Genomic DNA, 25050 nt, shown 5'->3' on the forward strand with positions numbered 1-25050 from the left:
CTTGATTACAGATTCTGCGTTACGAACGAGAGCATCTGGTCGGCAGTGGAAATCACCTTGGAGTTCATCTCGTAGGCACGCTGAGTGGTGATCATGTTGACCATCTCTTCAACGGTGCTGACGTTGGAGGTTTCCAGGGTGTTCTGCAGCGTGGTGCCGAAACCGGCCAGGCCAGGCGTGCCGACTTGTGGCGCGCCGCTGGCGGCGGTTTCCAGGAACAGGTTGTTCCCCACGGCTTGCAGGCCGGCCGGGTTGATGAAGTCGGCGGTCTGCAGGTTGCCGATCACCTGGGCGGCAGGGTTGCCGGCGACGGTGATGGACACGGTGCCGTCGCGACCGACGGTGAAGGTCTGGGCGTCGTTCGGGATCACGATGGCCGGCTCCAGGGCGAAGCCACTGGCGTTGACGATCTGGCCGTTGGAATCGAGGTGGAACGTGCCGTCACGGGTGTAGGACGTGGTGCCGTCCGGCTGCAGGATCTGGAAGAAACCGCGACCGTCGATGGCCATGTCCAGCGGCTGCTCGGTGGTTTGCAGGCTGCCGGCGTTGAAATTTTTCTGGGTGCCGACGATCCGCACACCGGTACCCAGTTGCAGACCCGACGGCAGTTCGCTGTCCTGGGTCGACTGGGCGCCTGGCTGGCGCTTGATCTGATACAGCAAGTCCTGGAACTCGGCGCGGTCACGTTTGAAACCCGTAGTCGAGACGTTCGCCAGGTTGTTGGAAATGGTGGTCAGGTTGGTGTCCTGGGCGGACAGACCTGTTTTGGCAACCCATAGAGCCGGAAGCATTCGATTCTCCTCGTGCGCCTGTTTTACGGCGCGACGTTCTGATAATTAGCTGATCTGCAAGACCCGAGCCATGGCCTGGTCGTCTTCTTTGGCGGTGTTCATCATCTTGACGTGCAGCTCGAACTGCTTGGCCAGCGCCAGCACCGAGGTCATTTCTTCCACGGCGTTGACGTTGCTCGACTCAAGGAACCCGGACACCAGCTTGACGTTGGCATCGGCTTGCGCCGGCTGCCCGTCCTTGGTGTGAATGGAGCCGTCCAGGCCCTTGGTCATGTTCTTGAAGTCCGGGTTGACCAGCTTGATGCGGTCGACCTCGGCCATCACCCGGGGGCCTTCGCCCATCGCACGAATGCTGACGGTGCCGTCCTCGCCGATCTCGACCTGCTGCTCCGGCGGCACGGAGATCGGCCCGCCGTTGCCCAGCACCGGCATGCCATTGCCGGCACGCAACACGCCCAGAGCATCGATGTTCAGGCTGCCGGTGCGCACGTAACTTTCACCGCCATCGGGGGTCTGCACGGCGAGCCAGCCATTGCCCTGCACCGCGACGTCGAGGTCGCGACCGGTCTGCACCAGCGAGCCTGGGGAGAAGTCGGTAGCCGGACGCTCGGACATGGCAAACGCACGCGCCGGAAAGCTGTCACCGAACACCGGCATCGAACGCGCCTGCTCCAGATCTCTCTGGAAACCATTGGTGGAGATGTTCGCCAGGTTGTTCGCATGAGCCTTCTGCGCCAGTGCATTCTGGCTGGCGCCGGTCATTGCCACATAAAGGTACTTGTCCACACTCTTTCCTCTGCATGCCGGACGTTTGCCGCCCACCGCTGTACTGCTGAGCCACAAGCAATTAGCAGACCAACTTTTTTCTGACGGCGCGAGGGCCGGCAAACAAAGGGGTTGAGGGGACTGGCGGGTTGAAAGCGGTTCGCGCTGGAGACGAAAAACCGGCGGTGTCATGCCGTTGGGTGGCAAGGCCTGGCCTCTTCGCGGACAAGCCCGCTCCCGCAGGCACTTGCGGTGGACACAGCGCCTGTCAACGGCGGTGGACCGGCGGGAACGCGCCTGCTCGCGATGAGGCCCGTACACCTGCCGCTGAGCTCCGCTAGGGCTCGACCTTCCCCACCCCATACTCGCGCAACTTGTTGGCAATGGTGGTGTGCGAAACCCCCAGCCGCCTGCCCAACTGCCGACTGCTCGGGTGTTCGGCATACAAGCGCTCCAGCACCGCTTTTTCGAAGCGCCCGACGATGGCGTCCAACCCGCCCTCGAGGGAGAAGTCGCCAAGGGGCTGACGCGCCCCGTAGTCCGGCAGGCGGATGTGCTCGACCTTGACCGTCCCGCCCTCGCACAACGAAACCGCCTGGAACAGCACGTTTTCCAGTTGCCGGACATTGCCCGGCCAGTGGTAATGACTGAGCCGTTCCATGGCCGCCGGCGCCAGTTTCGGCAGCGGACACCCGATCTGCCGACTGGCCTGGTCGAGGAAATGCTCGACCAGTGGCGGCAACCCGTCGAGGCACTCGCGCAGGGGCGGGATGTGCAACGACAGCACGTTCAAGCGGTGATACAGGTCCTGGCGAAATTCGCCACGGGCACACAGTTCCGACAGGTCGACCTGTGTCGCGCAGATCACCCGCACATCCAGGTAAACCTCTTCATCACTGCCGACACGACGGAAGCAGCCATCCTGCAGGAACCGCAGCAGTTTCACCTGCAGACGCGGGCTCATTTCCGCGACCCCATCGAGAAACAACGTACCGCCCGCCGTCAATTCCAGCAGACCGAGCTTGCCTTCCGCCCGCGCCCCTTCAAACGCGCCCGGCCCGTAGCCGAACAACTCGGTTTCGGCCATCGATTCCGGCAACCCTGCGCAATTGAGCGCCATCAACGGCGATTGTCCACGCGGACTGGCCAGGTGGCAGGCGCGCGCCAGCAACTCCTTACCGGTGCCGGTTTCACCCTCGATCAAAAGCGGCGCATCCAGCGGTGCCATGCGCCGAGCTTCACGCACCACCGCCGCCATCACCTTCGAACTCTGGAAGATGCTGTCGAACCCCCGCAACTCCTGCTTGCGCACGTTGTAGATGCGCTCGCCCACCCGATCAGCGCGGTGCAGCGTCAACACGGCACCGGCCATGGCTTCGCTGTCGTCATGCTCCGATTGCAGGGGCGCGATATCCGCCAGGAACACATCGCCCCTGACCTTGACCCGCAGCCCGTTGATCCGCGATTTGTTGGCGCGCACCAGCTCCGGCAAGTCGAAATCCTCGGCATAGCGCGACAACGGAATCCCCGGCACCTCGTCCACGCGCACCCCGAGCAATTGCGCCGCTGCGCGGTTGGCCGCGACGATCGAGCCGCCCATGTCGATCGACAGCACCGGGAACTCCAGCGCCCCCAGCAAGGCATTGAGTTCCATGTGCCGACGCTCGCTGGGCATCAGCCCGACACGCTTGACGCCGAACACACCGGCAATCGCTTCGAACTTCGCACGCAGCGCCTGAAACTGAAGATTCACCAGGTTCGGGCAGTGCAGGTAGATCGCGTTGCCGTGCTCGCCACCGACTTCACCGCGTGCGACGTTGATGCCGTACTCCACCAGCAGATTGAGGATGTCGCGCAGGATCCCGATGCGGTTCTGGCAGTGGACTTTGATACGCATATGGATGGCCTGCGGAGGATGGATGAAATGCCCAATCGGTGAGAGCGGGCTTGCGCGCTCCCACGAGGGACGCGCACGACGCGGACGCTCACAATTTTCTGCCAGTGCATGCAGATAACCGTAAAGATTATGTGACACCTGAACGACTTTTCAAACCGGCAGATCCTTACCTGACCATCACGTACGCTCAAACGTAACGAAAACTTTACGAAAACCGCAGAGTTTTCCTGCCGAAGAGGACACTCACCTGCTGCAATGGCGCAACGCTTGCGCTATTCCTGAGTCAATAGCCGCATAGAACAAGAACGAATCCCCAGCAGGAGAGCAGCATGAAGCAGACGCAATACGTGGCTCGCGAGCCCGATGCGCAAGGTTTTATCGACTACCCCGCCGAAGAACACGCGGTGTGGAATACGCTGATCACCCGCCAACTGAAAGTGATCGAGGGCCGTGCGTGCCAGGAATACCTGGATGGCATCGAAAAACTCGGTCTGCCCCACGATCGCATTCCGCAACTCGGTGAAATCAACAAGGTCCTCGGTGAAACCACCGGCTGGCAAGTGGCCCGCGTCCCTGCGCTGATTCCCTTCCAGACCTTTTTCGAATTGCTGGCCAGCAAGCAGTTCCCGGTGGCCACCTTCATTCGTACCCGTGAAGAACTGGACTACCTGCAAGAGCCGGACATTTTCCATGAGATCTTTGGCCACTGCCCGTTGCTGACCAACCCATGGTTTGCCGAATTCACCCACACCTACGGCAAACTTGGCCTGCAGGCGACCAAGGAAGAACGCGTGTACCTGGCGCGCCTGTACTGGATGACCATCGAGTTCGGCCTGATGGACACACCCCAAGGCCTGCGCATCTACGGCGGCGGCATCCTCTCCTCGCCCAGGGAAACCGTTTACTGCCTGTCGGACGAGCCCGAACACCAGGTCTTCGATCCGCTGGAATGCATGCGCACGCCTTACCGCATCGACATCCTGCAACCGCTTTACTTTGTCCTGCCCAACCTCAAGCGCCTGTTCGACCTCGCCCACGAAGACATCATGGGCATGGTCAGGCAGGGCATGCAGTTGGGCCTGCACGCGCCGAAATTTCCGCCGAAAGCTGCGTGATACGCCACTTTCAGTCACACGTGAACCTGTCCGGAACTGTCGCCATGGTTTAGCGTGGCGTCACTGACGGCAGATTTTCAATCATTCGAATTCAGGAACACATCATGTCCACTTTGAACCAAGCCCACTGCGAAGCCTGCCGCGCCGACGCTCCACAGGTCAGCGACGAAGAACTGCCGGCACTGATCAAGCAGATCCCCGACTGGAACATCGAAGTTCGCGACGGCATCATGCAGCTGGAAAAGGTCTACCTGTTCAAGAACTTCAAACACGCCCTGGTGTTCACCAACGCCGTCGGAGAAATTTCCGAGGCCGAAGGTCATCACCCGGGCCTGCTGACCGAATGGGGCAAGGTCACCGTGACCTGGTGGAGCCACTCCATCAAGGGCCTGCACCGCAACGATTTCATCATGGCGGCGCGCACCGACGACGTGGCCAAGGATGCCGAGGGACGTAAATAATGCATTTCGACGCCATTGGTCGAGTACCCGGCGACCCGATCCTGGGGCTGATGGAGGCCTACGCGCAGGACCCGAACCCGCGCAAGTTCGACCTTGGCGTCGGCGTCTACAAAGACGCCCATGGGCTGACGCCGATCCTGGCGTCGGTGAAACTCGCCGAGCAGCGCCTGGTGGATCGCCAGAACACCAAGACCTACATCGGCGGCCATGGCGAACCGGCATTCGGCAGGGCGATCAACGAACTGGTGCTGGGCGCCGACTCGTCGCTGATCGCCGAACAACGGGTCGGCGCCACCCAGACACCGGGCGGCACCGGCGCGTTGCGCCTCAGCGCGGACTTCATCGCCCAGTGCCTGCCCGGTCGCGGCGTGTGGCTGAGCAACCCGACCTGGCCGATTCACGAGACCATCTTCGCCACGGCCGGGGTCACGGTGAATCACTACCCCTATGTCGGCAGCGATAACCGTCTCGACGTGGAGGCGATGCTGGCGGTATTGAAGACAGCGCCCATCGGCGATGTGGTGTTGCTGCATGCCTGCTGCCATAACCCGACCGGCTTCGACCTCACCCACGAGGACTGGCGCCGTGTGCTGGAGGTGGTGCGCAGCCGCCAACTGGTGCCGCTGATCGACTTCGCCTATCAAGGCTTTGGCGATGGCCTGGAACAGGACGCCTGGTCGACCCGGCTGTTTGCCGCGCAGTTGCCGGAAGTGCTGATCACCAGTTCCTGCTCGAAGAACTTCGGACTGTACCGCGACCGCACCGGTGCATTGATCGTCTGCGCCAGTAACCCTGAAAAGCTGCTGGATATCCGCAGCCAACTGGCCAACATCGCCCGCAACCTGTGGTCGACGCCGCCGGACCATGGCGCAGCCGTGGTGGCGACGATCCTCGGCGACCCGGAACTCAAAAGCCTCTGGAGCGACGAAGTGGAGGCCATGCGCTTGCGCATCGCGCAATTGCGCAGCGGGCTGCTCGAAGCCCTTGAGCCGCACGGATTGCGAGACCGCTTTGCCCACATCGGCGTGCAACGCGGGATGTTTTCCTACACTGGATTGACGCCGGAGCAGGTCCGACAGCTGCGCGACCGTCACAGCGTGTACATGGTCGGCACTGGCCGGGCGAACGTGGCGGGGATCGACGCGACTCGCCTGGACTTGCTGGCCGAGGCGATTGCCGAAGTCTGCAAATAACCTTTGATCCTTCGTGGGAGCGAGCCTGCTCGCGAAAACGGAGTGTCAGTCGCAATGATTGCAACTGATACGCCGCTTTCGCGAGCAGGCTCGCTCCCACATAAACAGACTTTTCACAGACACAAACCTGTCTAGACAAGCCCATCCGTCGAAACAAACGGATATAAAAGTCTATTTGTCATTTCTCCTGCTGTATCCTGCCCAGGCTTTTTCAAAAGCGCGGATCTACCAGATCTATCAACAGACTTAGCGAGGAGCGCGACTATGCACGAGATTCCCAATCTCCCCTTCCCAAGCCTGCACGAACCTGAGCAGACGACCCCGCAACAAGCCGGCGCCCAACAGCCCGAGCCGAAAGAAGCCACTGACAGCCGAACAGCTGACAGCGAAGACTGAAACACCCGCCGTACAGACCGTGTGGAAAGCGCTAACATGCGCTTTCCACACTGCCTGAACCCTGAGCCCTCCCATGACCGATGAATTCGACGAACAGCAAGCGAGCGTTCTGATCGGCACCGCCGAAAAAATGATCGAGATCTGGAACCGCCTCTCCCCGGAAAAACAGGCTGCGTTGCTCGCCCGTTTCGGCAGCGAAGAAAATGCCCTGGCCGCACTGGTCACCACGCAACTGGTGGCACCCGCCAAGTCCTGACGCGTCCGTCCGGCAAATAGTTTTACTTTTCCACGCCTGATCGCCGCCCGCGCCGCTATCATAAGCAGCCTATCTATCCTGCTTTCCCGTGGACCTTTACCCCATGTCTGAAAACCAGCGCCCCCTGGCGGTCACGCTGCAAGTCGTCTCCATCGTCCTCTTCACCTTTATCGGCTACCTCAATATCGGCATCCCCCTGGCCGTGCTGCCGGGTTATGTCCACAGCGAACTGGGTTTCAGCGCGGTGATCGCGGGGCTGGTGATCAGTGTGCAATACCTCGCCACCCTGCTCAGCCGCCCCTATGCCGGGAAAATCATCGACAGCCAGGGCAGCAAGCTCGCGGTGATGTATGGCCTGGCCGGTTGCGGTTTGAGCGGTGTGTTCATGCTGATATCGGCCTGGACCCAGAGCCTGCCGATGCTCAGCCTGATCAGCCTGTTGATCGGCCGCCTGGTGCTCGGCAGCGCAGAAAGCCTGGTCGGTTCCGGTTCGATCGGCTGGGGCATCGGCCGGGTGGGCGCGGCCAACACGGCCAAGGTCATCTCCTGGAACGGCATCGCCAGTTACGGCGCCCTGGCCGTCGGTGCGCCGCTGGGGGTGTTTCTGGTCAGCCGGATGGGGTTGTGGAGCATGGGCGTGAGCATTGTGCTGCTGGCCATCCTCGGGCTGGCCCTGGCCTGGCCGAAAACCGCTGCGCCCATCGTGGCCGGCGAACGCTTGCCGTTCATGCATGTGCTGGGACGCGTGCTGCCCCACGGTTGCGGCCTGGCGTTGGGCTCGATCGGTTTCGGCACCATCGCCACCTTCATCACCCTGTATTACGCCACGCAACATTGGGATAACGCGGTGCTGTGCCTGAGCCTGTTCGGTGCCAGTTTCATCGGTGCGCGCCTGCTGTTCGGCAACCTGATCAACCGTCTTGGCGGTTTTCGCGTGGCGATTGCCTGCCTGTCGGTGGAAACCCTGGGTCTGTTGCTGTTGTGGCTGGCGCCGGATGCCCATTGGGCCCTGGCGGGGGCAGCGTTGAGCGGCTTCGGTTTTTCGCTGGTGTTCCCGGCGCTGGGCGTGGAGGCCGTCAACCTGGTGCCCGCTTCAAGTCGTGGTGCTGCGGTGGGTGCCTATTCGCTGTTCATCGATCTGTCGCTGGGCATCACTGGCCCGCTGGCCGGTGCGATTGCCGCCGGGTTCGGCTTCGCCTCGATCTTCCTGTTCGCCGCGCTCGCCGCGTTGAGCGGATTGATCCTCAGCGTCTACCTGTACCGGCAGGTTCCGAGGCAACTGGATGAAAAGTACCGCGAAGAACGATCGGCCCGCTAGAAGTCCACTTTGCCACGACCGGCCTTGATGCTGCCGCGCTTGCTCTTGGTTTCGAGCCGGCGCTTTTTCGAGCCGAGGGTCGGCTTGGTCGGGCGGCGTTTCTTTTCGACCTTGGTGGCACTGAGGATCAATTCGGCCAGCCGCTCCAGCGCATCGGCGCGGTTGGCTTCCTGCGTGCGGTATTGCTGGGCCTTGATGATCAACACGCCGTCACTGGTGATGCGACTGTCGCGCAAGGCCAGCAATCGCTCCTTGTAGAACTCGGGCAGGGACGAGGCCGGAATGTCGAAGCGCAGGTGCACGGCGCTGGAAACCTTGTTGACGTTCTGCCCACCCGCCCCCTGGGCGCGAATGGCCGTCAACTCGATCTCGCTATCCGGCAGGTGCACGTTGTTGGAAATCACCAGCATGGAAAAGCGTCCGTATTCAGAGCGGGCAGGATACCGCGAATGGATTGAAGCCCGCTCCCCCAAAGGTTTTGCATACGCTTGAAAATGACAAACCCGGCACGAAGCCGGGTTTGTTGTGACCGCGACGTTGATTACTTCGCTTCAGCCACACCCACGCGCTGCTGCGCACTGCGCTTGTTCTTGATCCAGTAGCACACCCACATGAAGACCACCCACACCGGGATCGCATACACGGAGATCCGGATGCCCGGGATCAGCAGCATCACGCCCAGGATGAACAGCACGAACGCCAGGCAGATGTAGTTGCCGTAGGGATACCACAGCGCCTTGAACAGCGGCGTCTGCCCGGTCTTGTCCATGTGCTGACGGAACTTGAAGTGCGAGAAGCTGATCATCGCCCAGTTGATCACCAGGGTCGCCACCACCAGCGACATCAGCAACTCCAGGGCGTTTTGCGGAATCAGGTAGTTCAGCAACACCGCGATCAGCGTCACCGCGGCCGACGCCAGGATCGAACGCACCGGCACACCGCGCTTGTCGATCTTCGCCAGGGCCTTGGGCGCATCACCCTGCTCGGCCATGCCCAGGAGCATACGGCTGTTGCAGTACGTGCCGCTGTTGTACACCGACAACGCTGCGGTGAGGACCACGAAATTGAGGATGTGCGCGGCGGTGTTGCTGCCGAGCATCGAGAACACCTGCACGAACGGGCTGCCGCTGTAGGAGTCGCCGGAAGCGTTGAGCGTGGTCAGCAAGGTGTCCCAGGGCGTCAGCGACAGCAGGATGACCAAGGCGCCGATGTAGAAAATCAGGATCCGGTAGATCACCTGGTTGATGGCCTTGGGGATCACGGTTCTCGGCTTGTCCGCCTCGGCTGCGGTGAAACCGAGCATTTCCAGGCCACCGAAGGAGAACATGATGATCGCCATGGCCATCACCAGGCCGCCAACGCCGTTGGGGAAAAATCCGCCGTGGGCCCACAGGTTGCTCACCGACGCTTGCGGACCGCCGTTACCGCTGACCAGCAGATAGCTGCCCAGGGCAATCATGCCGATGATCGCCACGACCTTGATGATGGCGAACCAGAACTCGGCTTCGCCGAAGATTTTGACGTTGGCCAGGTTGATCAGGTTGATCAGCACGAAAAATCCGGCCGCCGTGACCCAGGTCGGGATGTCCGGCGCCCAGTAATGAATGTATTTGCCGACAGCGGTCAGCTCCGACATGCCCACCAGGATGTACAGGATCCAGCAGTTCCAGCCCGACAGAAACCCGGCGAACCCACCCCAGTACTGGTGGGCAAAGTGGCTGAAGGAGCCGGCCACCGGTTCTTCGACGATCATTTCACCGAGCTGGCGCATGATCATGAACGCAATGAAACCACAGATGGCATAGCCGAGAATCATCGACGGGCCAGCGGATTTCAGTACGCCGGCCGAGCCGAGAAACAGGCCGGTACCGATCGCGCCACCGAGGGCGATCAGTTGAATATGACGATTTTTCAGGCCGCGTTTCAGCTCGCCTGAATGCGAGTTTTGTCCGCTCATGAAAAGGGTCCCACGTTCAGCGTATTTACAACGGTCATGCGTCACCTGTTTGTTTTTATCTGCGACGAAATCGAACCCGACACGCTTGTGACGTGGCGGAGTGAACAAAGCGGGTAGCCTTGAGGGTTGCGCAGCTGCGCAGGAGGTCACAGGTAAAACGGGGCGCATTGTACACGCCTGCCCCCTTGCCGCCAGACACCGTCTGATCAACGCAGTGTTGCGGGGATTGTCCGGGCCTGATTCCGAGTCAGCGATTGTTGGGGCCGCTATGCCCGCGCAAGGGGGCCCCGAGAACAAAAAACCCGCAAAAAAAACGCCAACCCGAAGGTTGGCGTTTTTCATGTGGCGCTGGCGATCACTCCGGCTTGCGACGGCCAAAGCCCGGACGCTGGCCCGAACCGGCCGGTCCGCCACGACGCTTGCCGGACGGCGCATCGCCGTCCACCAGCTTGATCCCCGGACGCTTAGGCGCCGGCTTGGCCGGGCGCCTGGTCTCGACCGGACGGTCGGCGACCGGCGTACCGCGAGCTTCGCCACGCTCGGTACGGCCATTGGCCGGACGTGGCGTACGAGGGCCACGTTCGCCTTCCTGACGCGCGACCGGCTTGCGACCCGCACGTTCGCCTTCCAGCTGTGGCTCGCGGCCGGCGCGCGGGGCGGCAGGCCCGTCCGCCGCCGGACGCAGGGTGCGCACGCGCTCGGTCCTGGCCATCGGCCGCGACGATTTACGCTGCATCCGCTCCAGCTTGTCCTTGCTCTTGGCGTTCAGTTGCGGCATCGCCACCGGCGTCAGGCCCACTTCGGCACTGAGGATGTCGACTTCGTACTGGCTCATTTCGCGCCAGCGGCCCATCGGCAGGTCGGAATTGAGGAACACCGGGCCGAAACGCACGCGCTTCAGGCGGCTGACCACCAGGCCCTGGGATTCCCACAGGCGACGCACTTCGCGGTTGCGACCTTCCATCACCACGCAGTGGTACCAGTGGTTGAACCCTTCGCCACCGGGTGCCTGCTGAATGTCGGTGAAACGCGCCGGACCGTCTTCGAGGACGACACCCGCCTTCAGGCGCTCGATCATTTCGTCATCGACTTCACCGCGCACACGCACGGCGTACTCACGGTCCATCTCGAAAGACGGGTGCATCAGGCGGTTGGCCAGTTCACCGTCGGTGGTGAACATCAGCAGGCCGGTGGTGTTGATGTCCAGGCGGCCGATGTTGATCCAGCGCCCTTCTTTCGGACGCGGCAGCTTGTCGAACACGGTCGGACGACCTTCCGGATCGACGCGGGTGCAGATCTCGCCATCGGGCTTGTTGTACATGATCACGCGGCGGACCGATTCGGCAGCCTCTTCGCGCTTGATCACCTTGCCATCGATGGTGATGGCGTCGTGCATATCGACACGTTGACCCAAGGTGGCATCTTTGCCATTGACCTTGATCCGGCCGTGGCTGATCCACGCCTCCACGTCACGGCGCGAGCCGACGCCGATACGGGCGAGGACTTTCTGCAGTTTTTCGCCTGCTGGGCCGATTGGCTGGTCGTCGTTCTGGTCGTTGATACTCATCTGGGCACCTCCCGGTGTGGTCTGTTCAGGCTGGGCCTGAAGTGTTGTAAACCTGTGGCCTGGGCGAAGGGATCGCCGAAGGGTCGCGAATCATACGCTCATGCAAGCGTTTGCGCATCAGAGAGTAGTTGATCCAGGCACGATCAATGGCTTTTCCGCTGGCCGGCAGCACTGAATCTGGATGATCCACTGCGGGAGCGAGCCTGCTCGCGATGACGGATGCTGATTCAACATTCCGGTGACTGCCTCACCGCTATCGCGAGCAGGCTCGCTCTCACACCGACTGTCGGTGATCCCGGAGCTTGTCGTCAGTCCTCGAACTCGCGGCGTTCGGCTTCGATGGCTTCGGCCAGCGCCAGTGCTTCGGCTTCCTCATCGCTGAGTTCAGGCTTGGGCTGCTCCAGGGCCGCGACGGCCGCCAGGAGTTTTTCCCGGGCCTCGGCAACGCCGAGAATATCGTCGTCCTGCTCCGGCTCGGGTTCGGATTCGGATTCGAGTTCGGATTCGGGCTCGACTTCAGCCTCAGGCTCGATCTGCACGCCGTCGGCTTGCGGCTGAACATCAGGCGAATCAGCTCCAGGCACCTCGCCATCGCGCAACACGTCGTCAAAATCGGTCTTGAGCCCCTCTTCCATGCTGTCCAGTTCCAGCAACAGCGTGTGGAAACTGGTTTCCTCCCGTGGCTCCTCCTGTTCGGCGCTGGCATCCGCCAGCGCCTGCAAGCCGGCGGGCACCGGTGCGTCATCGAAGTCGAGCACCGGGTCGGGTTCCAGCTCACGCAGGTCCGCGAGCGGCGGCAAGTCGTCGAGGTTTTTCAGGTTGAAGTGGTCGAGAAACGCCTTGGTCGTGGCAAACATCGCCGGTTTACCGGGCACGTCGCGGTAGCCGACGATGCGAATCCACTCACGCTCCAGCAGCGTCTTGACGATGTGGCTGTTGACCGCCACGCCCCGCACGTCTTCGATCTCGCCACGGGTGATGGGTTGGCGATAGGCGATCAAGGCCATGGTTTCGAGCATGGCGCGGGAGTAGCGCTGCGGCCGCTCTTCCCACAAGCGGCCCACCCAGGGCGAGAATTTTTCGCGAATCTGCAGGCGATAACCGGACGCCACTTCCTTCAATTCAAAGGCACGGCCGTCACAGGACTTGGCGAGCAGGGTCAGTGCCTTCTTGAACACGGGGGGCTCGGGCCGCTCGCCTTCTTCGAACAGTTCGAACAGGCGTTCAAGCGATTGCGGTTTTCCCGAGGCCAACAGAAAGGCTTCAAGCAGTGGCGCCAGCTCGCGGGGTTCAGTCAGGTTCATGATTCAACTCGTTATTCGGCTCGGGCTCGCACGTGGATCGCCGCGAACGGCTCATTCTGCACCAGCTCGACCAAAGATTCCTTGACCAGTTCAAGGATGGCCATAAAGGTCACCACCACCCCCAAACGTCCTTCTTCGGCGGTAAAAAGCTCGATAAAAGGCACGAAACCACCGCCCTTGAGGCGCTCCAGCACATCGCTCATGCGTTCGCGGGTGGACAGTGCCTCGCGGCTGACCTGATGGCTTTCGAACATATCGCCACGGCGCAGGACCTCGGCCATGGACATCAGCAATTCCTCCAGGCTGACGTCGGGCAGCAACTTGCGCGCCCGGGCCTCCGGAGCGTCGAGCTTGGGCACGACCACATCGCGGCCGACGCGACTCAGGCCGTCGATGCCTTCGGCGGCGTTCTTGAAGCGTTCGTATTCCTGCAGGCGGCGGATCAATTCGGCGCGCGGGTCGTCTTCTTCCTCTTCGACGGTTTCGGCCCGGGGCAACAGCATCCGCGATTTGATTTCGGCCAGCATCGCGGCCATGACCAGGTACTCGGCGGCCAGCTCCAGGCGCACCGACTGCATCAGCTCGACATACCCCATGTACTGGCGGGTGATTTCCGCCACCGGGATGTCGAGGATGTTGATGTTCTGCTTGCGGATCAGGTACAGCAGCAGGTCGAGCGGGCCTTCGAAGGCTTCGAGAAACACCTCGAGCGCATCCGGCGGGATGTACAGGTCCAGCGGCATTTCCAGGACCGCCTGGCCATAGACCATGGCGAAGGGCAGCTCCTGCTGGGCGCCGGCCTGACTGTCGACAACGGGTTCCACGGCGGACATCTAGGCCTCGGCCATGAACGGCGAGGGGTCGCCGCAACCGACGCGAATCACTTCCGGCTCGCCGTCCGCGAGGTTGATCACGGTGGAGGCCTTGATCCCGCCGAAACCGCCGTCGATGATCAGGTCCACCTGGTGCTCCAGCAACTGGCGCATTTCGTAGGGGTCGCTCAGCGGATCGGTGTCGCCGGGCATGATCAGCGTAACGCTCATCAGCGGCTCGCCGAGCTCTTCCAGTAACGCCAGGGCGATCGGATGGCTGGGTACCCGCAGGCCGATGGTGCGCTTTTTCGGGTGCAGCAACAGGCGCGGGACTTCGCGGGTGGCGTTGAGAATAAAGGTGTAGGGCCCCGGCAAATGCGCCTTGAGCAGGCGGAAGGTGCCGGTATCGATCTTGGCGAACAGCCCGAGTTGCGAAAGATCGCTGCAGATCAGCGCAAAATTGTGCTTGTCGTCGAGGCCTCTCAACCGACGCACACGCTCCACGGCAACCTTGTCGCCGATCTGGCAACCAATGGCGTAGGACGAGTCAGTGGGATAAATCACCACCCCGCCCTTGCGGATGATCTCGACAGCCTGTTTGATCAGACGCGCCTGCGGGTTTTCCGGATGAATCTGGAAAAATTGACTCACATTCTCTACCTGTTCAGACGGCGGCAATAATTGGGTCATGTTTGAACCGACACCACAGTGGCGGCAGATCCTCCGGGAGCGGACGGTATTCACCGATCTCGGACCAGCCTCCAGGACCATGAAAATCACTGCCGGCACTGACCAGCAGGCCAAATTCGCGGGCCAGAATGGCCAGGCTGCCCACTTGCTCGGCGGGCTGATAGCCATTGACCACTTCGATCGCCTGGCCTCCCGCTTGAATATAGTCAGAAATCAGCCGACGACGCTTGCTGCGGGTGAAATCGTAATGCCAGGGATGCGCCAGGCTGACCCAGGCATCCGATGCCCGCAGGGTCTCGACGGTCTCTTCCAGGCTCGGCCAGTGTTGCTTGACGTCTCCCAGCTTGCCGGCCCCGAGCCATTTGCGGAACGCCTCGGCACGGTCCCTGACGAACCCTTCACGCACCATCCAGTCCGCGAAGTGCGGCCGGGCCGGCGCGTTGCCGCTGTCACCCAGAGCCTGCTGAATGGCGCGTGCGCCTTCCAGCGCACCCGGCATGCCCTTGAGCGCCAGCTTGCGGCTTATTTCTTCAGACCGCAGCCAGCGACCATCGTGCAATCGGGCGATGGCCTCGACCAGCGGTGGCGCCGTCACATCAAATCCGTAGCCCAGCACATGAATGGTCGCGCCACCCCAGGTGCAGGACAATTCGACGCCGTTGACCAGTTGCATCCCCAGCGCCGTTGCTGCGCTGCGGGCCTCTTCAAGGCCTTCGACGGTGTCGTGATCGGTCAGCGCCAGCACTTGCACGCCTTTCTCATGCGCGCGCGCCACCAGGGCAGCGGGCGCGAGCGCACCATCGGAGGCGGTGCTATGGCAGTGCAAATCGACGTTCACGGGGATACTTGACCTCAAATCAGCTGGCGCTATCGCGCGCCCATATGTTTGTTATTATGCCGCCACATCCTGCTTCTGGCTGCCACTGTGAAACAATTCATCGATTTCATCCCGCTCCTGCTGTTTTTCATCGTGTTCAAGATAGACCCCCGGGTCGTCGACATCGCCGGCCATCAGGTGACGGTAGGCGGTATCTACAGTGCCACCGCGATGCTGATCATCAGCTCTCTGGTGGTCTACGGCACGCTCTTCATCAAGCAGCGCAAGCTGGAGAAGAGCCAGTGGCTGACCCTCATCGCCTGCCTGGTCTTCGGCAGCCTGACCCTGGCGTTCCACAGCGAGACCTTCCTGAAATGGAAAGCCCCGGTGGTCAACTGGCTGTTTGCCCTGGCGTTCATCGGCAGCCACTTCATCGGCGACCAGTTGCTGATCAAGCGCATCATGGGCCACGCACTGACCCTGCCCGACCTGATCTGGACACGCCTGAACATCGCCTGGATCGCGTTTTTCCTGTTCTGCGGCGCGGCCAACCTGTTCGTCGCGTTCACGTTCCAGGACTACTGGGTCGACTTCAAGGTCTTCGGCAGCCTGGGCATGACGGTGCTGTTCCTGGTCGCCCAGGGCATTTATCTGTCGCGCCATCTGCACGACGCCGAGACCACCACGCCAAAAACCGAGGACTGACATGCTTTACGCAATCATTGCCACAGACGTCGCCAACTCCCTGGAAGCCCGCCTGGCCGCACGGCCTGCACACCTCGAGCGCCTGCAGGCGCTCAAGGGCGAAGGCCGCATCGTGTTGGCCGGTCCGCATCCGGCCGTCGACAGCAACGATCCAGGCGCGGCGGGTTTCACCGGCAGCCTGATCGTCGCGCAATTCGATTCCCTGAGCGCCGCGCAGGCCTGGGCCGACGCCGACCCGTACGTCGCCGCGGGCGTCTACGCCAACGTGACCGTCAAGCCGTTCAAGCAAGTCCTGCCTTAACATCTCCCGCCGCGATGAACCTTCTCGGTTCATCGCGCTCTCAATCGCTCATTATTCTCGTTTGCCTGCCGACAACCTGCCCAATACTCGATTGGAATTCAGGAGTTGCCATGCGCAAAGGTCCGTTGTGTCTGATGTTGGTCACGTTGTCGATGGTGGCACCCGTCCATGGTGAAGAAAGCACCGAGGGCAGCCACTCGACGCCTCTGTCCTTGAGCGCCGGCGCCCAGATCACCGAGTTGCAGCAACGCTTGAAGGCAAGCGAACAGCAACGGGAAGAGTTGAGCAAACAACTGCAGAATGCCGATGCCGAACGTGAAAGCGCCCAGCTGGGCCGCTTGCGCCAAGAGAACCAGCGATTGAAGCTGCAACTCAAGGAAGCCCAGGCCGGCAGCCCGCTTCAGCATTTTCTCACCGACCAGCAGCAATGGTTCGTGATCGGTGCGGGAGTTGCGCTATTGGCCCTGCTCTGCGGTATCTTCGCCAGTGGTGCAAGTCGCAAACGTCGACAATGGCTAAATTGAGTGAGTCATGAGCGAGCTGTTATTAATTGATGACGATCAGGAGCTGTGTGAGCTGCTGGTCAGTTGGCTGAGCCAGGAAGGCTTCCTGGTGCGTGCCTGCCACGATGGCCAGAGCGCCCGCCGGGCACTGGCCGAAACGTCCCCCGCCGCCGTGGTGCTGGACGTGATGCTGCCCGACGGCAGCGGCCTTGAACTGCTCAAGCAATTGCGCAGCGACCACCCGGACTTGCCGGTGCTGATGCTTTCTGCCCGCGGCGAACCGCTGGACCGCATCCTGGGTCTGGAACTGGGCGCCGACGATTACCTGGCCAAACCCTGCGATCCACGGGAACTGACCGCCCGTCTGCGCGCGGTGTTGCGCCGCAGCCATCCGGCGGCGGTGTCCAGTCAGCTCGAACTGGGAGACTTGTGTTTCAGCCCGGTGCGCGGCGTGGTCAGCATCGATGAACAGGAATTCACCCTCACCGTGTCCGAAAGCCGTTTGCTCGAAGCCTTGCTCAAGCAGCCCGGCGAGCCACTGGACAAGCAGGAACTGGCGCAGATCGCCCTCGGCCGCAAGCTGACCCTGTACGACCGCAGCCTGGACATGCACGTCAGCAACCTGCGCAAGAAAATCGGCCCCCACCCCGACGGTCGCCCCCGCATCGTCGCCCTGCGCAGCCGGGGTTATTACTACAGTCTCTGAGCGGTCATCGGCGAAACGCTTGCAAGCGCGAGCGTGCTCGCGATGGACGTCAACGAGGGGCCGGCGTTTGTAAGAACGGCTCAAAACAGTCTTTACCCAAGCTTTACGCTCCGCTGACCGCCGCTGACCTTGAACTCCGTAATCTGAACTCATCCGGAACGTACCGGGAACGAGACAAGGAGATTCACCATGCGCAAGACTCTTATCGCCCTGATGTTCGCTGCGGCCCTGCCCACCGTTGCCATGGCCATGCCTGAAGGCACCGGCCCGATGGGTGGCCCGCTGGACGGCCCACGCCACGGTGGCCAGATGCACGAGATGCGCGGCAAAGGCCCGTACAGCCAACTGGACCTGAGCCGCGAGCAACGCGAGCAGATCCGCAAGATCATGGGCGAACAGATGCACGAGCGTAAGCAGGTCGTCGACAAGTACCTGGAGAAACTCTCGCCAGCAGACCAGAAGGCCATGAAGGACGAGATGGCGGCCAACCACAAGAAAGCCGAAGCGGATGTACGGGCGCTGCTGAAACCGGATCAACAGAAGAAATTCGACGAGATCCAGAAGAAACAGGCGGAACGCCGTGCCGAATGGGCTGAATTCAAGGCCTGGAAAGCGCAACAACCGCAAAAAGCGCAATAATGCGCTAATCCGAACCCGGCGGCTGAACCCGTCGGGTTCGTTGACATTAAAAATGTGGGAGCGAGCCTGCTCGCGATGATGGAGTGTCAGTCGACAACGTTTTACTGACCCACCGCCATCGCGAGCAGGCTCGCTCCACATGGACTGTGTAAGTTCGAGGGCTTTCTGTGCGTTCACTGTTCTGGCGAATCCTGGCCAGCTTCTGGCTGGCCATCACCCTGGTTGCAGGGCTGTCCATCCTGCTCGGGCACATGCTCAATCAGGATGCCTGGATTCTCAGCCGGCATCCGGGTCTCAACACCCTGGCCGAAGAGTGGACGCAAACCTACGAAGCCCAGGGCGAGGAAGCGGCCCAGGACATCCTCGAACAGCGCAAACGCCAGTACCACATTGACGTCCAGGTGCTCAACGAAAGCGGCGACCCGGTCGTTCGCGGCACCTTTCCGCGCCGCGCCGCAGCCTTTGAAGCGCGCCAGAACAACGATGACCGGCGCCTGCCCTGGCGCCGTCTGACCGATGAATACACCAGCGCCAAGACCGGCGACACCTACCTGCTGATCTACCGCATCCCCCACCCGGAACTGGACGCGTGGCACCGCGAAAGCCTGCTCTGGCCACTCAGCGCACTGGGCATCGCCCTGGTGGTGCTGACGCTGTTCAGCCTGTTGGTGACCTTGTCCATCACCCGTCCACTGAGCCGCCTGCGCGGCGCGGTGCATGACCTGGGGCAAACCACCTACCAACAGAACAGCCTGGTGAAACTGGCCAACCGTCGCGATGAATTCGGCGTGCTGGCCAACGACTTCAACCGCATGGGCGCGCGCCTGCAAAGCCTGATCGGCAGTCAGCGACAACTGTTGCGTGACGTTTCCCACGAATTGCGCTCGCCCCTTGCCCGGCTGCGCATTGCGCTGGCACTGGCCGAGCGGGCCAGCCCCGAGGAACGGGAAAGACTCTGGCCACGCCTGACCCGCGAATGTGACCGGCTCGAGGCATTGATCAGCGAAATCCTGGTGCTGGCACGGGTGGACGCCGACAATGCCAGCGCTGAAGAGGTCGATCTGAATGCGCTGCTCAATACCCTGCAAAAGGACGCACAACTGGGGTCGCCGGAACAGTCTGTCGAGCTGGACGCCGAAGCGAACCTCAACCTCAGAGGCTGGCCGACGATGATCGAGCGCGCCGTGGACAACCTGCTGCGCAACGCCCAGCGGTTCAATCCGGTCGGGCAATCGATCGAATTACAGGCACTGCGTCAGGGCGAGCGGATTGTGGTTCGGGTGCGCGACCATGGCCCCGGCGTGGACGCCGAACACCTGAACCAGTTGGGCGAGCCGTTTTACCGGGCTCCCGGGCAAACCGCGCCAGGGCACGGCCTGGGGTTGGCCATCGCCCGCCGCGCGGCGGAGCGGCATGGGGGTAGCCTGGTGCTGGCCAATCATCCCGACGGCGGGTTCATTGCCAGCCTGGAGTTGCCGTTGGTGCCGGGGGCCGTCGTCCAGTCCTGACCACTTGTGGGAGCGAGCCTGCTCGCTCCCACATTCGTACAGCGGGGGTCAGGCCTTGCCCGGCCAGGCGCTGACAAACTCCGCCAGATCCACCTTCTCCGCCACCCGCGGTTCCTTCTGCGGTGTACCGAGGTACAGGAAGGCAATCACCTCCTCCCCTTCCGCCAGGCCCAGGCCCTTGGCCACATGGGGCGAGTAGGCCAGCTCACCGGTGCGCCAGACTGCGCCGATTCCCTGGGCGTACGCCGCCAGCAAAATCCCGTGCGCCGCACACCCCGCCGCCAGCAGTTGCTCGGACTTCGGATACTTGACGTGATCCTGCACCCGCGCGATGACCACCACCACCAGCGGTGCCCGCAGCGGCCCGTTACGCGCCTTGTCCAGCGCCGCTTCCGATACCTCGCTGTCGTGCAATTTCGCCGCTTCGGCCAGCAATTCGCCCATCTGTTCCCGTGCTGCGCCCTCGACGGTGAGGAAGCGCCACGGCTGCAAGTGGCCGTGGTCCGGCGCACGCATTGCCGCGTTGAACAGCACTTCACGCTGTTCGGCGGTCGGGGCCGGATCAAGCAATCGTGGGACGGAAACACGGTTGAGCAACGCGTCGAGAGCCTGCATCGGCCACCTCCTGAAAAAATTGTCCGGCTATTCTAGCGGTAAGCGTCCGGCGGTGCCGGTTTACATGCCCTGCCCCATGGGTAGAATGGCGCCCTCCCCACTTTCAGCCCGAGCGGACTTCATGGCGTTGCCGACTTTACGAACCATTGGTTTCATCATCGGCCTCTTCCTGATCACGCTGGCGATCGCCATGGTCGTGCCCATGGCCACCCTGGTGATTTTCGAACGCACCAGCGACATGCCATCGTTCCTCTGGTCCAGCATGATCACGTTCCTGGCGGGGCTCGCCCTGGTCATCCCCGGTCGTCCCGAGCATGTGCACCTGCGCCCGCGGGACATGTACCTGCTGACGGTCAGCAGCTGGCTGGTGGTGTGCATCTTTGCTGCGCTGCCATTCCTGCTGACCCAGCACATCAGCTACACCGACTCGTTCTTCGAGAGCATGTCGGGGATCACGGCCACCGGCTCAACGGTGCTCAACCATCTGGACGACATGTCGCCCGGCATCCTGATGTGGCGCTCGCTGCTGCACTGGATCGGCGGCATCGGCTTTATCGGCATGGCGGTCGCGATCCTGCCGTTGCTGCGCATCGGTGGCATGCGCCTGTTCCAGACCGAGTCCTCGGACCGTTCGGAAAAAGTCATGCCCCGCTCGCACATGGTGGCGCGGTTGATCGTGGCGGCCTATGTCGGCATCACCATTCTCGGCAGCCTGGCGTTCTGGTGGGCAGGCATGAGCCCGTTCGATGCGATCAACCATGCGATGTCGGCCATTTCCACCGGAGGGTTCTCCACCTCCGACCTGTCACTGGCCAAGTGGACGCAACCGGCGGTGCACTGGGTGGCCATCGTCATCATGATTCTCGGCAGCCTGCCGTTCACCCTGTACGTGGCGACCCTGCGCGGCAATCGCAAGGCCCTGATCAAGGATCAACAGGTCCAGGGGCTGCTCGGCATGCTGCTGGTCACTTGGCTGGTGCTCGGCACCTGGTACTGGTGGACGACCCAGCTGCACTGGCTGGAGGCGTTGCGGCACGTGGCGCTGAACGTGACCTCGGTGGTCACCACCACCGGTTTTGCGCTGGGGGACTACAGCCTCTGGGGCAACTTCTCGTTGATGCTGTTCTTTTACCTGGGTTTTGTCGGCGGCTGTTCGGGCTCGACCGCGGGCGGGATCAAGATTTTCCGCTTCCAGGTGGCCTACATCCTGCTCAAGGCCAACCTTAACCAGCTGATTCACCCGCGCGCGGTGATCAAGCAGAAGTACAACGGCCACCGTCTCGACGAAGAGATCGTGCGCTCGATCCTGACCTTCTCGTTCTTCTTCGCCATCACCATCTGCGTGATTGCGCTGCTGCTGTCGCTGCTCGGCGTCGACTGGATGACGGCCCTGACCGGCGCGGCCAGCACCGTGTCCGGCGTCGGCCCGGGGCTGGGCGAAACCATCGGCCCGGCGGGCAACTTCGCCAGCCTGCCGGATGCGGCCAAGTGGATTCTCTCGTTCGGCATGCTGCTCGGCCGACTGGAGATCATTACGGTGTTCGTTCTGTGTATTCCGGCGTTCTGGCGTCACTGACCCGGTTCGGCGCCTCCATCAGCCGCACCCGGTACTCGCCGGGTGTGGCATCGAACCAGCGGCGAAAGGCGCGGAAGAAATTGCTCGGGTCGGCAAAACCCAGCAGGTAGGCGATTTCAAGCAAGGTCATGGTCGGCTGCGCGAGGTACTGCTCGGCCAGTTCGCGCCGAGTGTCGTCGAGCAATGTCTGAAAACTGGTGCCCTCTTCCTGCAGGCGTCGCTGCAATGTCCGTTGTGACAGGTGCAGCGTTTGCGCCACGGCGTCGCGCTTGGGCTCACCCTGGGGCAGCAGTCGGCACAGCACCTGGCGGGCCTTGTGGGTCACGCGACTCTCGGAAAACCGCGCCAGGTATTCCCCGGCGAAGCGATCATGCAGCAGCGCCATGGCCTCGTTGGCGGTGGGCAGCGGCGCTTCCATGTCGGCGCGCTCGAAGATCAGCGCGTCATACGGCGCGTTGAACATCAACGGTGCGTGGAACGCCTGTTTATAAGGTTCGAGATCGGCGGGTTCTTCGCCCTGCACCAGCACCTTGCGCGGTTGCAGCGTCCGCCCGGTCAACCAGCCGCACAAGGCCAGCGCGCATGCCAGCGACGCCTCGGCACTCTGCCGGGTCGGCGGCAGGTGGTCGCCGTGGACCGTCAGAATCAGCGCATAACCTTCGTCCAGCAGGCGGAAACTCAGGTCGGCGCTTTCGGCGATGATGCGTTGATAACGCACCAGCCGCTTGAAGCCTTCGGCCAGGGTCTGGCTGGACATCAGGGCGTAGCCGGCCACATGGAAGGATGCCGGTCGCACCACCTTGCCCATGTTCAGGCCGATCGCCGGGTTGCCGGACAGCTCGACGGCGCGCTGCCACAGTCGAGTCATGGAGTCTTGCGGGAAGCGCGCATCCGGATCATCCAGCAACGCGTAGTCGAGCCCCAGCTGCTTGAACAGAACCCGGCAGTCCAGGCCGTCCATTTCCAGTGCCTTGACAATCCCCATCGCCCAGCTTGAAGAAGTCGTTCGTTCACTCATGGCGTTTACTTACATGGTGAGCCGCATGCCACGGCCAATTTCCGAAGGATACTAAAGTGGCGCCTATTGTCACTGGCTGATGCCAATGATCACTCTAGACTCAAATAGGCTCCCCGCAGAACAACTTGCAGTCATAACAATAACCACAGAGAGCGCAGTCGTGGAAAACATCAGGCGTTTCAATAGCTTCGCTGAGTTTTACCCCTATTACCTCAGTGAACACAGCAACCGTACATGCCGACGATTGCACTTTATCGGCACGACGCTGGTTTTTCTGATCATCGCCCTGAGCATCGGCAACGGGGCCTGGTCATGGCTGCTGGCCCTGCCGGTGGCCGGCTACAGCTTCGCCTGGGTCGGGCATTTCTTCTTCGAAAAGAACCGGCCGGCGACCTTCCAGCATCCGTTCTACAGCCTGCTCGGCGATTTCGTCATGTACCGCGACATGCTGCTGGGCCGCGTGCCGTTCTAGGCCCGCTGGGCCAGCGAAGCGTCCTGCCCGGCCAGTGCGCAGGCGATGGCAGGTTCTAGACTGAAAAAATCCCTGTCGACAAGAACAAGAGGATGACCGATGAATGCCAATGCCCGTTTCACCCACATGCAGGACGGCACGCAGGAAGACTGGGCGATCATCGCTGCGGACTTCAGTGCCTACGCCAGGCAGCTGCCGACGCGGATCCTGGCGCACCTGAAGCTGCTGGAGGGTGATTTCGGCGGGTTCCCGGTGGATCGCCTGACCCACTCCCTGCAAACCGCCAGCCGGGCCTGGCGCGACGGTCGCGATGAAGAATACGTGGTCTGCGCCCTGCTCCACGACATCGGCGACACCCTGGGCTCCTACAACCATCCGGACATCGCGGCGGCGATCCTCAAGCCGTTCGTCAGTGCCGACAATTTGTGGATGGTGGAGAAGCACGGGATTTTCCAGGGCTATTATTTCTTCCATCACCTGGGCATGGATCGGCATCTGCGCGAGCAATTCCGCGATCATCCGCAGTACCAGGCGACCATCGAATTCTGCGCCCGCTACGACGCCGCCGCGTTTGACCCGGCCTACGACACGCTGCCGCTGAGTTTCTTCGAGCCGATGATGGAGCGTGTGTTTGCGCAGCCGAAAAACTCGATCTACAAGGCGGCGATGCAGGCGTATGCACCGGCCTGAAAGATCTCGCGACGGGGCCCGCCCAGACAACTCGTTCTAGGCCGGCTCCGCGACCTTCAGCCCCTTCGACTCCGCCTCCCGCGCCTGGGCATCCGCCAGCCGGTACAGCTCGATCGACCCATCCCAGTGCTCGATCAGGGCCGTACAGGACTCCACCCAGTCGCCACAATTGAGGTAGTCCACCTCACCGACCTTGCGAATCTCGGCGTGGTGAATGTGCCCGCACACCACACCGTGCAACTCACGCTTGACGCATTCGTGGGCGATGGCTTCCTCGAAATCGCTGATGAAATTGACCGCGGTCTTGACCTTGTGCTTGAGGTACGCCGACAGTGACCAATAGCCGTAGCCATAACGCGCGCGCCAGTGATTGAGCCAACGATTGAGGGTCAGGGTGAACTCATAGGCCGAGTCGCCGAGAAACGCCAGCCAGCGGTGGTAGCGGGTGATCACATCGAACTGATCGCCGTGAATCACCAGCAGATGGCGGCCATCGGCGGTCACGTGCACCGCTTCGTCCACCAGTTGGATGTTGCCCAGGATCAGCTTCGAATAACGGCGCAGGAATTCGTCGTGGTTGCCGGTGACGTAGATCACTTCGGTGCCGCGCTTGCTCATGGTCAACAGGCGCCGGATCACGTTGGTGTGTGCCTGGGGCCAGTACATGCCGCCGCGCAGTTTCCAGCCGTCAATGATGTCGCCGACCAGGTAGATCCGGTCCGCGTGATAGCGTTTGAGAAACTGTGACAGGTGTTCGGCCTGGCAATCCCGAGTGCCCAGGTGCACATCGGAAATCCACAAGGTTCGCACACGTTGCTTGCGACTGGGTTTGGCGAGCTCGGCGCTGGTCATGGGCAACCCTCTGCGATTGTTTTTGCAAGCTTGCGCCGGTCGGGTTAATGGCCCATGACAACCGCGAGTCAGTCCCGTGACAGCACGCCGGCACGACCCGGGTGTAGACTGTCGGCCTTGTTCGGG

The 25050-nt window shown here is 62.0% G+C and carries 28 protein-coding genes; 15 read left to right on the forward strand and 13 right to left on the reverse strand.

The annotated features are described in order from the left end of the window. Positions 1-5: 5 nt before the first annotated feature. The 3 genes from flgG to IB249_RS03795 all read right to left on the reverse strand — a co-directional run bounded on the left by flgG (position 6) and on the right by IB249_RS03795 (position 3453). Positions 6-791, reverse strand: coding sequence for a flagellar basal-body rod protein FlgG (gene flgG, locus IB249_RS03785; RefSeq protein WP_192302164.1), 786 nt, complete (start codon positions 789-791; stop codon positions 6-8). A 45-nt stretch (positions 792-836) separates the two neighbouring features. Further along, positions 837-1577: a flagellar basal body rod protein FlgF gene (locus IB249_RS03790; protein WP_192302165.1), complete on the reverse strand. Its 741-nt coding sequence runs from the start codon at positions 1575-1577 to the stop codon at positions 837-839. 316 nt (positions 1578-1893) lie between these two features. After that, positions 1894-3453, reverse strand: a complete 1560-nt coding sequence (locus IB249_RS03795) for a sigma-54-dependent transcriptional regulator (RefSeq protein ID WP_192302166.1) — start codon at positions 3451-3453, stop codon at positions 1894-1896. Between the two features lie 329 nt (positions 3454-3782). On the opposite strand from IB249_RS03795, the gene phhA reads away from it, so the two are divergent. The 6 genes from phhA (at position 3783) to IB249_RS03820 (ending at position 8192) form a co-directional block, all read left to right on the forward strand. Beyond that, positions 3783-4568, forward strand: coding sequence for a phenylalanine 4-monooxygenase (gene phhA / locus IB249_RS03800; protein ID WP_192302167.1), 786 nt, complete (start codon positions 3783-3785; stop codon positions 4566-4568). Positions 4569-4672: 104 nt separating this feature from the next. Continuing rightward, entirely contained in the window at positions 4673-5029 is a 357-nt protein-coding gene (locus IB249_RS03805; RefSeq protein WP_192302168.1) for a 4a-hydroxytetrahydrobiopterin dehydratase, read from the forward strand. After that, on the forward strand, positions 5029-6222 hold the full coding sequence (locus IB249_RS03810) for an amino acid aminotransferase (protein ID WP_192302169.1): 1194 nt from the start codon (positions 5029-5031) through the stop codon (positions 6220-6222). The genes IB249_RS03805 and IB249_RS03810 overlap by 1 nt, the downstream gene beginning before the upstream one ends. Positions 6223-6486: 264 nt before the next feature. After that, positions 6487-6618: a hypothetical protein gene (locus IB249_RS29915; RefSeq protein WP_263864711.1), complete on the forward strand. Its 132-nt coding sequence runs from the start codon at positions 6487-6489 to the stop codon at positions 6616-6618. Between the two features lie 73 nt (positions 6619-6691). Further along, positions 6692-6874 carry a hypothetical protein gene (locus tag IB249_RS03815; protein WP_192302170.1) on the forward strand — a complete coding sequence of 61 codons (183 nt, stop codon included), beginning with the start codon at positions 6692-6694 and terminating at the stop codon, positions 6872-6874. 103 nt (positions 6875-6977) lie between these two features. After that, positions 6978-8192, forward strand: coding sequence for an MFS transporter (locus IB249_RS03820; RefSeq protein WP_192302171.1), 1215 nt, complete (start codon positions 6978-6980; stop codon positions 8190-8192). Here the strand turns inward: IB249_RS03820 and arfB are convergent. The 7 genes from arfB to IB249_RS03855 all read right to left on the reverse strand — a co-directional run bounded on the left by arfB (position 8189) and on the right by IB249_RS03855 (position 15360). Further along, a complete protein-coding gene (arfB, locus tag IB249_RS03825) occupies positions 8189-8602 on the reverse strand; it encodes an alternative ribosome rescue aminoacyl-tRNA hydrolase ArfB (protein WP_192302172.1) in 414 nt (137 codons plus the stop codon). The two genes, IB249_RS03820 and arfB, sit on opposite strands and share 4 nt — an antisense overlap. A gap of 131 nt (positions 8603-8733) precedes the next feature. Continuing rightward, positions 8734-10149: an amino acid permease gene (locus tag IB249_RS03830; protein WP_192302173.1), complete on the reverse strand. Its 1416-nt coding sequence runs from the start codon at positions 10147-10149 to the stop codon at positions 8734-8736. Between the two features lie 355 nt (positions 10150-10504). Then, complete coding sequence (gene rluB / locus IB249_RS03835; protein WP_192302174.1) at positions 10505-11716, reverse strand: 23S rRNA pseudouridine(2605) synthase RluB; 1212 nt, start codon at positions 11714-11716, stop codon at positions 10505-10507. A 308-nt stretch (positions 11717-12024) separates the two neighbouring features. Continuing rightward, positions 12025-13020 carry an SMC-Scp complex subunit ScpB gene (scpB, locus tag IB249_RS03840; protein WP_192302175.1) on the reverse strand — a complete coding sequence of 332 codons (996 nt, stop codon included), beginning with the start codon at positions 13018-13020 and terminating at the stop codon, positions 12025-12027. A gap of 11 nt (positions 13021-13031) precedes the next feature. Next, positions 13032-13853, reverse strand: a complete 822-nt coding sequence (locus IB249_RS03845; protein ID WP_192302176.1) for a segregation and condensation protein A — start codon at positions 13851-13853, stop codon at positions 13032-13034. Continuing rightward, on the reverse strand, positions 13854-14483 hold the full coding sequence (locus tag IB249_RS03850) for an L-threonylcarbamoyladenylate synthase (protein WP_192302177.1): 630 nt from the start codon (positions 14481-14483) through the stop codon (positions 13854-13856). Between the two features lie 13 nt (positions 14484-14496). Beyond that, complete coding sequence (locus IB249_RS03855) at positions 14497-15360, reverse strand: PHP domain-containing protein (protein ID WP_192302178.1); 864 nt, start codon at positions 15358-15360, stop codon at positions 14497-14499. Between the two features lie 87 nt (positions 15361-15447). On the opposite strand from IB249_RS03855, the gene IB249_RS03860 reads away from it, so the two are divergent. The 6 genes from IB249_RS03860 to IB249_RS03885 all read left to right on the forward strand — a co-directional run bounded on the left by IB249_RS03860 (position 15448) and on the right by IB249_RS03885 (position 19701). Beyond that, positions 15448-16044: a septation protein A gene (locus IB249_RS03860; protein ID WP_192302179.1), complete on the forward strand. Its 597-nt coding sequence runs from the start codon at positions 15448-15450 to the stop codon at positions 16042-16044. A 1-nt stretch (position 16045) separates the two neighbouring features. Beyond that, on the forward strand, positions 16046-16345 hold the full coding sequence (locus IB249_RS03865; RefSeq protein WP_192302180.1) for a YciI family protein: 300 nt from the start codon (positions 16046-16048) through the stop codon (positions 16343-16345). A gap of 110 nt (positions 16346-16455) precedes the next feature. Further along, entirely contained in the window at positions 16456-16869 is a 414-nt protein-coding gene (locus tag IB249_RS03870) for a translation initiation factor 2 (RefSeq protein WP_192302181.1), read from the forward strand. Between the two features lie 7 nt (positions 16870-16876). Continuing rightward, positions 16877-17554: a response regulator transcription factor gene (locus tag IB249_RS03875; protein ID WP_192302182.1), complete on the forward strand. Its 678-nt coding sequence runs from the start codon at positions 16877-16879 to the stop codon at positions 17552-17554. Between the two features lie 189 nt (positions 17555-17743). Beyond that, the gene (locus IB249_RS03880; protein ID WP_192302183.1) at positions 17744-18193 is read left to right on the forward strand and encodes a Spy/CpxP family protein refolding chaperone; all 450 of its coding nucleotides are present in this window, start codon (positions 17744-17746) and stop codon (positions 18191-18193) included. Positions 18194-18360: 167 nt separating this feature from the next. Further along, the gene (locus IB249_RS03885; RefSeq protein WP_192302184.1) at positions 18361-19701 is read left to right on the forward strand and encodes an ATP-binding protein; all 1341 of its coding nucleotides are present in this window, start codon (positions 18361-18363) and stop codon (positions 19699-19701) included. A 48-nt stretch (positions 19702-19749) separates the two neighbouring features. Here the strand turns inward: IB249_RS03885 and IB249_RS03890 are convergent, their stop codons facing one another. Further along, positions 19750-20316: an NAD(P)H nitroreductase gene (locus IB249_RS03890; RefSeq protein WP_192302185.1), complete on the reverse strand. Its 567-nt coding sequence runs from the start codon at positions 20314-20316 to the stop codon at positions 19750-19752. 121 nt (positions 20317-20437) lie between these two features. Here IB249_RS03890 and IB249_RS03895 point away from each other — a divergent pair, with 121 nt between their 5' ends. Further along, positions 20438-21892, forward strand: coding sequence for a TrkH family potassium uptake protein (locus tag IB249_RS03895; RefSeq protein WP_192302186.1), 1455 nt, complete (start codon positions 20438-20440; stop codon positions 21890-21892). Here IB249_RS03895 and IB249_RS03900 read toward each other — a convergent pair. Then, on the reverse strand, positions 21849-22910 hold the full coding sequence (locus IB249_RS03900) for an AraC family transcriptional regulator (protein WP_225606808.1): 1062 nt from the start codon (positions 22908-22910) through the stop codon (positions 21849-21851). The genes IB249_RS03895 and IB249_RS03900 overlap by 44 nt on opposite strands. A 160-nt stretch (positions 22911-23070) precedes the next feature. Here IB249_RS03900 and IB249_RS03905 point away from each other — a divergent pair, with 160 nt between their 5' ends. Together IB249_RS03905 and IB249_RS03910 are read left to right on the forward strand one after the other, a co-directional pair. After that, positions 23071-23382: an Mpo1-like protein gene (locus IB249_RS03905; RefSeq protein ID WP_192302187.1), complete on the forward strand. Its 312-nt coding sequence runs from the start codon at positions 23071-23073 to the stop codon at positions 23380-23382. Positions 23383-23481: 99 nt separating this feature from the next. After that, complete coding sequence (locus tag IB249_RS03910; protein ID WP_192302188.1) at positions 23482-24072, forward strand: HD domain-containing protein; 591 nt, start codon at positions 23482-23484, stop codon at positions 24070-24072. Positions 24073-24108: 36 nt separating this feature from the next. On the opposite strand, the gene IB249_RS03915 is transcribed toward IB249_RS03910, so the two are convergent. Continuing rightward, positions 24109-24924 (reverse strand): UDP-2,3-diacylglucosamine diphosphatase, encoded by an 816-nt coding sequence (locus IB249_RS03915; protein ID WP_192302189.1) that lies wholly within the window; start codon positions 24922-24924, stop codon positions 24109-24111. Positions 24925-25050: the final 126 nt, after the last annotated feature.

The organism is Pseudomonas sp. PDM04 (genome assembly GCF_014851765.1).
In the GTDB taxonomy this organism is placed as follows: domain Bacteria; phylum Pseudomonadota; class Gammaproteobacteria; order Pseudomonadales; family Pseudomonadaceae; genus Aquipseudomonas.